Origin of the sequence: uncultured Flavonifractor sp. (assembly GCF_944383115.1) — a bacterium.
Lineage (GTDB): Bacteria > Bacillota > Clostridia > Oscillospirales > Oscillospiraceae > Flavonifractor.
Genome location: NZ_CALWOJ010000018.1, coordinates 19,647 through 29,239, shown reverse-complemented (window position 1 = coordinate 29,239; position 9,593 = coordinate 19,647). Strand labels below are relative to the sequence as shown.

Genomic DNA, 9,593 nt, shown 5'->3' with positions numbered 1-9,593 from the left:
ACCCCCTGATGTAGTACTTCCATTTTCCTACATCAGGGGGCGTTTTGTCTATTGTCCGCTTTTACTGGTTCAGTTCAACTTCTGCGGCGCCTTTTTGTTCCTTCTTACCCCCGATAGCGGCGGTAACCACTTCCTCGGCGTCCACCGTAACGGCGATTCCGACGGGTAACGATCCGATATACGATAAATACGATCAGCGCCAGCAGCAGCAGGCAGACCACCAGCGCAATCCAGCCCACCAGATTCAGCCCCTTCAGCAAACTCACAGGGTTCAGGGATGCCTCCGCCACCTTGCGGCCCTCCGGAGCGGCGTAACGCTGGTCCACCGTACCCATCGACTGGAGGTAACTGGCCAACGCATACCATTCCTTCAATTCCGAACCGTTATCGGTGTAAATGATCTGGTCCTCAAAATTGGTGACCGGATTGCCCTGGGCATCTTTGGGCGTGATGGTCAGGATACCGAAGGACTGGTCGTTCACCGTACCCAGCATCTGACCGGTATACAGACCGGTCACCACACGGTAGAGTTTGTCGTCCTCCAGAGGGATCTTGCTGCCGTCAGGCAGCACCTGAGCGCAGTCATTTACCCGGTTGAGGATGATTCGATAGGGATTCCAGGTCCAGGTCATGCCCGAGCCGTAGATCTGGGCAGCGGGCATCAGGCCGGTCACAGAGGCGTCCACCTCGAAGGCATCCCGCAGTTCCCGGCCGGTGATCCACACCGAGATCAGCGGATAGCCCGGCGATCCGTCGGCGCCCGAGCCCAGAGAGGACACATTGAACGCATCCGACGTGGTGATCTCCCCGGCGGAGAAGGACTCCCGGATCACCCCTGCCGCCACTACGGCGAAGTCCACCGGCACATAGTCCTCCCCCTCCGCCTGCTGCACGGCATAGATATAGGAATCGGCAATGAGGTTGCCCAGGGTATCCTCCCTGTGTTCCTTCCCGAACTGGGAGATGGGCGTAAAATCAAAGGGAGATGTGGCCAGCTTCTGGTCGAAGGTCAGTCCGAACTGGGAGAGGTACTCCTCCTCGATGATGGGCTGGAAGGACTGGGCCAGCCGCTCCAGTTCCGGGTCGGCATCCACCGTCTCATCCACCGGCACCAGCCGGTAATCAAAGTCGGTCACCGTACCGGCATCGTCCACCTCCAGGCACAGCACACCCAGGTTGGTGGTATACTCCCCGCAGGATACAATAAGGGTACCGTTGACCTGAATCGGCTCCTCCAGGGTGGAGTGGGTGTGGCCGGAGATGATCACGTCGATGCCGTCCACCGCCTTTGCCAGCTCATAGTCCTCTCCTTTCCCACCATCGGTACCGGTGTGGGAGAGGCACACAATGAGGGAGGGGCCATCCAGCTGAGCCAGTTCTTCCTCCAGGGCCGCTACCGTCCGCCGGGCAGCGTCGGCCACCGGTTCAAACTCCATACCCGACATGGGCGCGCAGGCATCGGCGTCCTCCCCCATCAGGCCGAAAATACCGTAGTTGATCCCGCCTCGGGTGAGGATGATGTGATCCTGCACACCATAGTCCTCCATAGCTTCCCGCAGCTCCTCGGCGCCCGCTCCGTCCAGCACCGTCCCGTTGGACTGGACAATGGCAGGCACCGGGCTGCCGCTGGCCGCCGCCGTCTCCAGCATTTGAGCCAGGCCGGCCGGCCGATAGTCAAATTCATGGTTGCCCAGGGTGGTCACATCATACCCCATTGCCCCCAGGGCCTTCAGTTCCGGCGCCTGGGTCCCATAGATCGTCTGGAACAGGGTCCCCATAGAGAAGTCGCCCCCGTCCACCGTGATGGCGTCGGGATACTTGACCCGCTCCAGCTTTAAAAGGGTAGCCAGGCGGGTATAGCCGCCGTACTCCCCCCCGTCCTCCGACGGAGCGGGGTAAAAATGGTCGTGGGTATCGTGGGTAAAGAGGATCACCGCGTTATGGGTCTCCGACGCCGCGCCCCAGGCGGGACAGGCGGCAATCAGCAGTGCGCCCACAAGAAAGGCCAATACAAACTGTCTCAGGCCGCGAAATGCCATAATACTCCCTCCTCTTCCCTCATTTTGCCATAATTTCGACAAAAAGAAAAGCATAATTTGCGGCAGTTTCACCTTGTATTTCATGCTTGACATTTTTGCTTCTATTTGATATACTTTCCCGGTACAATAAAGCAGGAAGGTATCCCCGTCCTCACCTCCAGCAGCAGCAAAGAGGTCAACATGGTCAGCGGCGCGCCGATGTCCGGCGTGGCTGTCTTGTTGTGGCGCGGGTACCGGAATGCGGTAACCGCGTTTTTGTATGCAGCAAAGAATTGGAGGTGCTTTCGTATCAGCAAACAGGGTCATCAGATCAACGAAGAGATCCGCGACAAGGAAGTCCGGCTCGTCTCCGACAGCGGCGAGCAGCTGGGTATCATGTCCGCCCGTGAGGCGCTGGAGCGCGCCATCGAGCAGAACCTGGACCTGGTGAAGATCTCTCCCAACGCCGTGCCCCCCGTGTGTAAGCTCATGGACTATGGCAAGTACAAGTTCGAGCAGACCAAGCGGGAGAAAGAGGCCCGGAAGAACCAGCACGTCGTGGAGATCAAGGAAGTCCGTATGTCGCCGGGCATTGACGTGAACGATTTCAACGTCAAGCTCCGCAACGCCCAGAAGTTCCTGAGCCAGGGCAATCGGGTGAAGGTCACCGTCCGCTTCCGCGGCCGCGAAATGGCCCACACCGATATCGGCAAGGGCCTGCTGCTCAAGTTTGCGGAACAGTGCAGCGAGGTGGCCGCGTTGGACAAGGACCCCAAGCTGGACGGACGGCATATGTCCATGTTCCTCTCCCCCAAAGTGGCCAAGGACGGCAAGAAGTCCTGACCACAGCCCCGAAATCCAAACACAAAGGAGTTAACCACCATGCCTAAACTGAAAACTCACTCCGGCGCCAAGAAGAGATTCAGCCTGACCAAGTCCGGCAAGGTTAAGCGCGCCCACGCGTTCAAGTCCCACCTGCTCAACGGCCACGGCAAGGACACCAAGCGTAAGAGAGGCCTCCGCGCCGGCGCTTATGCGGACAAGACCAACGAGCCCGCCATCAAGCGCATGATCCCCTACAAATAAGATATTCTACTTTACCTTAACATAGGAGGCTTTTTACAATGGCAAGAGTCAAAGGCGCGATGATGACGCGCAAGAGAAGAAATAAGATCCTCAAGCTGGCCAAGGGCTACTGGGGCGCCAAGAGCAAGCACTTCAAGATGGCCAACGAGCAGGTCATGAAGTCCCTGACCTACGCCTACACCGGCCGTCGGCTGAAGAAGCGCGACTTCCGTTCCCTGTGGATCACCCGTATCTCCGCCGCCTGCAAGATGAACGGCATGAACTACTCCACCTTCATGAACGGCCTGAAGAAGGCCGGCGTGGCCATCAACCGCAAGATGCTGGCCGAGCTGGCTGTCAACGACAAGGCCGCCTTCACCGCCCTGACCGAGATGGCCAAGGCTCAGCTGGCCTGAGTTTGAATCCAAAATTCCTGTGTTCCTCTTTGGAACACAGGAATTTTTTTATGCCCTTGACAAAGCCTGTCTAATAAGATAGACTACAAGCAAGAAGTCTATCCCATTAGACAAAGGAGGTTCCTATGGAGACGCCCAAAATCTTTGAAAGCGAATACCGGTTCTGTCTCATTCTCTGGGAGCACGAACCGGTGACCACCACGGAGCTGGTCAAGCTGTGTCAGGCCCAGCTGGGCTGGAAGCGCACCACCACCTACACCGTCATCAAGCGGTTGGGGGAACGGGGCGTGCTGAAAAATCAGGACGGGCTGGTGACCGCCCTGATCTCCAGGGAGCAGGCCCAGGTGTCCGAGCTGGACGAACTGATGGAGAAGAAGTTCCAGGGCTCCCTGCCCGCCTTTCTGGCCGCCTTCGCCCGCAGACAGGCCCTGTCTGAGAAAGAGGTGGAGGAGATCCGGCGCATCATTGAAAAGTAAGGAGGTGCCACGATGGAAGAGCTGTTCCTGACTGTAGTCAACCTCAGTCTCACGGCCGGTTGGCTGGTGCTGGCGGTGCTGGCGCTGCGGCTGCTCCTGCGAAAAGCCCCCAGGTGGAGCTTCTGCCTGCTCTGGGGCCTGGTGGCTCTTCGGCTGATGTTCCCCTTTTCCTTGGAAAGTTCGTTCAGCCTGATCCCCAGCGCCCAGCCGCTGCCCCGGGAGATCCTCTCCACCGCTACACCCCAGATCCAAAGCGGCATCCCCGCTGTCAACAGCGCCGTCAACCCCATCCTCCAGGAGGCCCTGGCACCGGCTGCGGGGGCCAGCGTCAATCCCACCCAGGTCTGGTCCTTCCTGTTGTCCCGGATCTGGCTGGCCGGGATAGCGGGGCTTCTGCTCTACGCCCTGGTCAGCACCCTGCTGCTCAAGCGGCGGCTGGCCACCGCCACCCTGCTGGAGGACAACATCCGGCAGAGTGAGCAGGTGGGTTCCCCCTTTGTACTGGGGCTGTTCCGCCCGGTCATCTATCTGCCTTACCACATTCCGGAGCAGGACCTGACCTATGTACTGACCCACGAACGGACCCATATCCGCCGTCTGGATCACTGGTGGAAGCTGCTGGGCTATGTGCTGCTGTCGATCTACTGGTTTAATCCCCTGATGTGGGTGGCCTATGTGCTGTTCTGCCGGGATCTGGAGGGGGCCTGCGACGAGAAGGCCATCCGGACGCTAGACCAGCAGGCCCGGAAGGGCTACTCCACCGCCCTGCTGAATTGCAGCATCCACCGCCGCCCCGCGGCCCCCTGCCCCCTGGCCTTTGGAGAGGCGGGGGTGAAAAGCCGGGTGAAGGCGGTGATGCACTACAGGAAGCCCGCCTTCTGGATCGTGGTCATCGCCCTCATCGCCTGCGCCATTGCCGCCCTGTGTTTCCTGACCAGTCCCAAAGCGCCCACCGTTTATGATGTTTTAACCCAGGACGGCTATGAGGTTCTGGGGCAGGAACAGATAGATCTGACCCTGACCGTCCCCAAATCCGCCCTGACCGACGACTGCTATACCGGCGAGGGCCACACCTTTGCCGACGGCCAGGTGGTGGTCTGGCAGGATGACGTCACCACCATCTATCTCCATAATGTCATGCCTTCCAACGAAAGCGATGAACTGCTGTATATGACCTTTGACTGCTCCTACCATTTCTCCAACTACGGCAGTTTTGTCACCCCATTGCAGGCCACAGAAGATTCCTCCGTCAGCCCCCAGATCCTTTTGAGAAGCAAGATCCTCAAAGACGGGACCACCACCTACCCAGACGCCCTTGACCTGCGAGGCTACGAACCCGGCGCCAAGTTTACCTTCTATGTGTCCAAAGAGGCCTGTATGGCCGCTCAAGATACTCTTATGATTAACATAATGTGCAACCAGGTCCAGTATGCCAAAGAGGGTTATAAAACATCCGGGGGTCAGTTCTCCCCCGCCGGGCTCTACCTCTATGAGGGGGATGGGTTCGGCGGTGATTTTACCATCACCCTCCGGACGGACGGCTCCTTCACCTACTATGAAGGGGGGTTAAGCAGCTATATCGGTGCAGGCAAGTGGTCTGTATCCGGCGATATTCTCACCCTGGAGGATGAGACCGGCGTCCCCAAGGTCAATCGTTTCCGCATGGAGGGAAACGATCTGATCTTCCAGGCAAATGGTTCCACTAATTTCATCTATGTGAAGGTGGCCGACGGGGCGGTCTTTTCTAAGAATAGCGAAGTCAGCGACCCTTTTCCCTCCGCTCTATCCGCAGAGGTTCATGGTACCATATTTTTATACGATTCAACAGAGTATGATTTGTCCCAGCGAAACAGCGCTATCAATGCAATCACCAATCAATATCAAATTGGGGACTATCTGATTTTTGAAGGACACACCGGACCTCAAAACGGCGTGTACTGCATCTTTAATACGGTTACCCAAACTTTTGAACCGGATATTCAGGGGGCAAACCTAACCTGGTATGGCAATGACATCCGCAGCATCGTCTATTCCTTCTGGTCCGATGTATACGCCTATGACGGCACTCTGTTGGCCTCCCTCCTACTAAACGAAGGCGACCATATCAATGGGCTACGCTACCTGGATGATCCTACACAGCTAGAAGTCCAGATTATGACCGCTTCCGGGGACTCATACACGGAACTCATCCAGCTGACAAATGCACAATAAAAAAGGATGGTATGTGAAAATGCTCACATACCATCCTTTTCTATGCCAAAGTCTGCATCCTGGTACACAGCTTCTCCATCAGAGGACTGTTATGGCTGACGATGACCAGCCCCAGGCTGCGCTTCTCCGCCTGATCCAGCAGGAAGGTCCAGATTTGGGCCTGGGTGATAAGGTCCAACATGGCGCTGACCTCGTCGCACAGCAGATAGCGCACTCCGGGCCGCAGGGCACGGGCGATGCAGAACCGCTGGAGTTCGCCGCCGGACAGCTCGGTGGGATACCGCTCCAGCCAGGCAGGCTGGATGTGGAGAGCCTCCAGCAGCCCCTCCTCCACCGGTCCTCCCTCCTTCAGGGTGTCCCCCAGTTTCATCAGCGGGTCCACCGCCGTCTCCGGGTGCTGCCAGATCATCTGTACCGGGCAGATCCCCCGGTACTCTTTCAAAGGCTTTCCATCCACCAGCACCGTGCCGCTGTCTGGCTTCTCATAACCCGCCAGCAGTTTACATAAGGTTGTCTTGCCTCGGCCGCTGGGGCCCAGCAGCCCAAGCCGCTCCCCCGGCTCCAACGTCAAGTCGATGTGGTCCAGTACCGGCTCTTTCCCTTTCCGGCGATAACCGAAAGTGAGTTGTTTTGCCTCCAGACTCACGGCTGTTCCCCTCCTTCCGGATATAAGCAGCGCACCAGGCCGCCGTCCAGTTCCCGATAGGCTACCGGGCCCATACACTCAGGCCGCCCCTTGGGGCAGCGGGAGGCAAAAGGGCACCCCTCCCCCACCTCGCCCGGCCCGGGCTGGGCGCCGGAGATGGGGATAAAGCCATTCTGGGGCAGGGCGTCCCACAACGCACGGGTATAGGGGTGTCGCAGCCTGCCGGCGGCAAAGTCGGCAGCGTCCGCCTCCTCCACCGTCTCACCGGCATAAAACACCGCCACCCGGTGGGCAATGGTGAGGGCCAGCTCCAAATCGTGGGTGATGAGCAGCACCCCCGCGCCGCCGTCGGCCAGTTCCCGAAAATGGCCCAGCACCCGTCTGGCCGCCCGGGCGTCCAGGCCGGGGGTGGGTTCGTCGACGATGACCAGCCTGGGCGTCTCCGCCGCCGCGGTGGCGATGAGTACCCGGCGGGCCATGCCGCCGGACAGTTCAAAGGGGTATCGCTCCTCGGTATCCGCTCCCAGGCCGTACCGCTCCAGCACCGCCCGGCTGGCTGTCCGGGCGCTCTGATCCCGGCGGCCCTTGCGGAGCTGGGGCCCCACCTTCATCAGCGGGTCCAGGTAGGTCACGCCCTGTGGCACCAGGACGATCTCCTTGCCCCGCACCGCCGCCGCCCGCCGGGGGGTAAGGGGCTGGCCCAGGAAGGAGATCTCCCCCGCCATGTGGCTGTTGTAGGGCAGGATACCCAGGATACCGTGAGCCAGCAGGCTTTTGCCCGAGCCGCTGGAGCCCACCACCGCCACCACCTGGCCTGGGGCAACGGCGAGGGACAGGTCCCGGATCACCGGCAGCAGCACCTGCCTGGTACCCCGTCCATACTGGGTGAAGGAGATGGACAGGTTCCGCACTTCCAAAATCGGTTCCAACTCCATCCCTCCTTACCTATGTACGCTGGCCGGGTCCAGCAGCTTTCGCATCTGCTCTCCCACTGCGGCAAAGAGTACCACCACCAGCACCAGACTCAGGCCGGGAAATACCGCCAGCCACCATTTGCCGGTGGTGAGATAGCTCATACTCTCTGACAAAATCACACCGATGGCGGGCTGCTCCGGCGACAGGCCGAAGCCCAGGAAGGTAACGCTGGCCTCGTGGAGGATGGCGTGGGGGAACTGGAGTACCAGCCCGGTGAGAAACTGGGGCAGCAGGTGGGGCAGCATATGTCTGCCCGCAATGGTCAGCCGGGACACCCCCAGCTTCTCCGCCGTGCGGACATAGACCGCGCCTCTCAGTTGAAGCACCTCGCCCCGGATAACCCGGGCCAGGGAGGGCCAGTGACTGAGGGCCACGCCGGCCACCACCCCCACAAAGCCCTTGCCGAAGGCCAGGGAGATGAGCATGATCAGCAAAATATGGGGGATACCCATGACCAGATCAATGCACCAGGAAATCAAAGCGTCCACCCAGCCGCCGAAGACCGCGGAGGCCACCCCCATCGCCAGCGCGATGACGGCGCTGACGGCGGCGGTCAAGAGGCCGATGCGGATGCTGAGAGACAGGCCGGCCAGGGTACGGGCAAGCATGTCCCGGCCCATCCAGTCGGTGCCGAAGAGGAAAGCGCCGCAGGGGGCCAGATTTTTGCGGGTAAAGTCGGTGGTCATCGCCCTGTCCGCCAGCAGGCCGCCGGCCACCGTTACAACGCACAGCACCAGGGCGGCCACAGCCAGCAGAAGGAGGGCGTTTTTCCGTCCGTTCCAGCCCATCATGTTCTGGCCGCCCCCCTTCTGATCCTGGGGTCTACCACACCGTAGAGCAGATCGGCCATCAGATTGCCAAGGAACACAATGGCGGCGCTCACCACCGTGATGCCCAACAGCAGGGGCAGGTCGGACCCCAGGCCGGCGTTGACGGCGGCCTGGCCCAGACCGGGGTAGGAGAACACCTGCTCCACCAGCACCGAGCCGCCAAAGATCTCGCTGATGGAGGCAAATTGCAGGGTGATAGCGGGCAGGGCCACGTTACGCAGGCCGTGGCGCAGCACGATGGAGCGGGTAGACTCCCCTCTGGCACGGGCAAACAGCACATAGTCCCGATCCATAATGTCGGCCATCTTCTCCCGGGTGTGCATGGCGATATTGGCCACCCCTGTGATGCTCAGGGTAAGGGCGGGCAGAAAGGCGTGGTAAAGCCGATCTGTCAGGGTGACGTCGGCGGCATCCGCCCCGATAGGCACCGACAGGCCGATGGGAAACAGGCCCAGCCACACGGAAAACACCACCAGCAGCACCAGCGCCAGCCAGAAAGCCGGCGTGCTGGAAATGAGCCAGCAGTAGCCCCGGATCAGCTTATCCGCCAGTTTTCCACGGTTGGCGCCGGCAATGACGCCCAGGGTTAGGCCAAGCACGCCGGAGATCACCCAGGCAAAGGCCATCAGCCACAGGGAGTTTTGCAGCCGCTGGCCAATGACCTGGCTCACCGGCTGGCGGTAGAGCAGCGAGGTGCCCATATCCCCCCGTACGAAATCTCCCAGCCAGCCCAGGTACCGCTCCACAGGCGGGTCGTTCACCCCCCAATAGTCCTCCAGCTTGGCAATCTGCTCCTGACTCATGGAACCCAGCGCCGCCTGACCCACATTGGTCTTGAGTGGGTCCAGAGGGGAGGCGGACATGAGCAGGAAGGCAACCAGACTGACGCCCAGCAGCAGCAAGGCCATGCGGATGAGCTTTTTACCTGTAAAGAGCAGGCGATGCTTCAAGAAAAC

10 protein-coding genes are annotated in these 9,593 nt (G+C 60.1%); 5 read left to right on the top strand and 5 right to left on the bottom strand.

From position 1 onward, the window contains the following. Nucleotides 1-104: 104 nt before the first annotated feature. Nucleotides 105-2,039, bottom strand: a complete 1,935-nt coding sequence (locus Q0K43_RS03855; protein ID WP_297289249.1) for a bifunctional metallophosphatase/5'-nucleotidase — start codon at nt 2,037-2,039, stop codon at nt 105-107. 255 nt (nt 2,040-2,294) lie between these two features. Here Q0K43_RS03855 and infC point away from each other — a divergent pair, with 255 nt between their 5' ends. From infC to Q0K43_RS03830, 5 genes are all read left to right on the top strand, one after another. After that, the gene (gene infC, locus Q0K43_RS03850) at nt 2,295-2,861 is read left to right on the top strand and encodes a translation initiation factor IF-3 (protein ID WP_087188805.1); all 567 of its coding nucleotides are present in this window, start codon (nt 2,295-2,297) and stop codon (nt 2,859-2,861) included. Between the two features lie 39 nt (nt 2,862-2,900). Next, complete coding sequence (rpmI, locus tag Q0K43_RS03845; protein ID WP_087188806.1) at nt 2,901-3,104, top strand: 50S ribosomal protein L35; 204 nt, start codon at nt 2,901-2,903, stop codon at nt 3,102-3,104. A 38-nt stretch (nt 3,105-3,142) separates the two neighbouring features. Then, nucleotides 3,143-3,499 (top strand): 50S ribosomal protein L20, encoded by a 357-nt coding sequence (rplT, locus tag Q0K43_RS03840; protein ID WP_297289248.1) that lies wholly within the window; start codon nt 3,143-3,145, stop codon nt 3,497-3,499. Nucleotides 3,500-3,624: 125 nt separating this feature from the next. Further along, nucleotides 3,625-3,975 carry a BlaI/MecI/CopY family transcriptional regulator gene (locus Q0K43_RS03835; protein WP_297289247.1) on the top strand — a complete coding sequence of 117 codons (351 nt, stop codon included), beginning with the start codon at nt 3,625-3,627 and terminating at the stop codon, nt 3,973-3,975. Nucleotides 3,976-3,987: 12 nt separating this feature from the next. Then, the gene (locus tag Q0K43_RS03830) at nt 3,988-6,186 is read left to right on the top strand and encodes a M56 family metallopeptidase (RefSeq protein WP_297289246.1); all 2,199 of its coding nucleotides are present in this window, start codon (nt 3,988-3,990) and stop codon (nt 6,184-6,186) included. A 40-nt stretch (nt 6,187-6,226) separates the two neighbouring features. Here Q0K43_RS03830 and Q0K43_RS03825 read toward each other — a convergent pair whose 3' ends face one another. The 4 genes from Q0K43_RS03825 to Q0K43_RS03810 are packed head-to-tail and all read right to left on the bottom strand — an operon-like array spanning nt 6,227 to nt 9,587. Next, the gene (locus Q0K43_RS03825) at nt 6,227-6,832 is read right to left on the bottom strand and encodes an ABC transporter ATP-binding protein (protein ID WP_297289245.1); all 606 of its coding nucleotides are present in this window, start codon (nt 6,830-6,832) and stop codon (nt 6,227-6,229) included. Continuing rightward, a complete protein-coding gene (locus Q0K43_RS03820; protein WP_366086134.1) occupies nt 6,829-7,761 on the bottom strand; it encodes an ABC transporter ATP-binding protein in 933 nt (310 codons plus the stop codon). Before Q0K43_RS03820 ends, Q0K43_RS03825 begins: the two co-directional genes overlap by 4 nt. A gap of 12 nt (nt 7,762-7,773) precedes the next feature. Beyond that, entirely contained in the window at nt 7,774-8,598 is an 825-nt protein-coding gene (locus Q0K43_RS03815) for an ABC transporter permease (protein WP_366086133.1), read from the bottom strand. Next, nucleotides 8,595-9,587, bottom strand: a complete 993-nt coding sequence (locus Q0K43_RS03810) for an ABC transporter permease (protein ID WP_366086132.1) — start codon at nt 9,585-9,587, stop codon at nt 8,595-8,597. The genes Q0K43_RS03815 and Q0K43_RS03810 overlap by 4 nt, the downstream gene beginning before the upstream one ends. Nucleotides 9,588-9,593 lie beyond the last annotated feature (6 nt).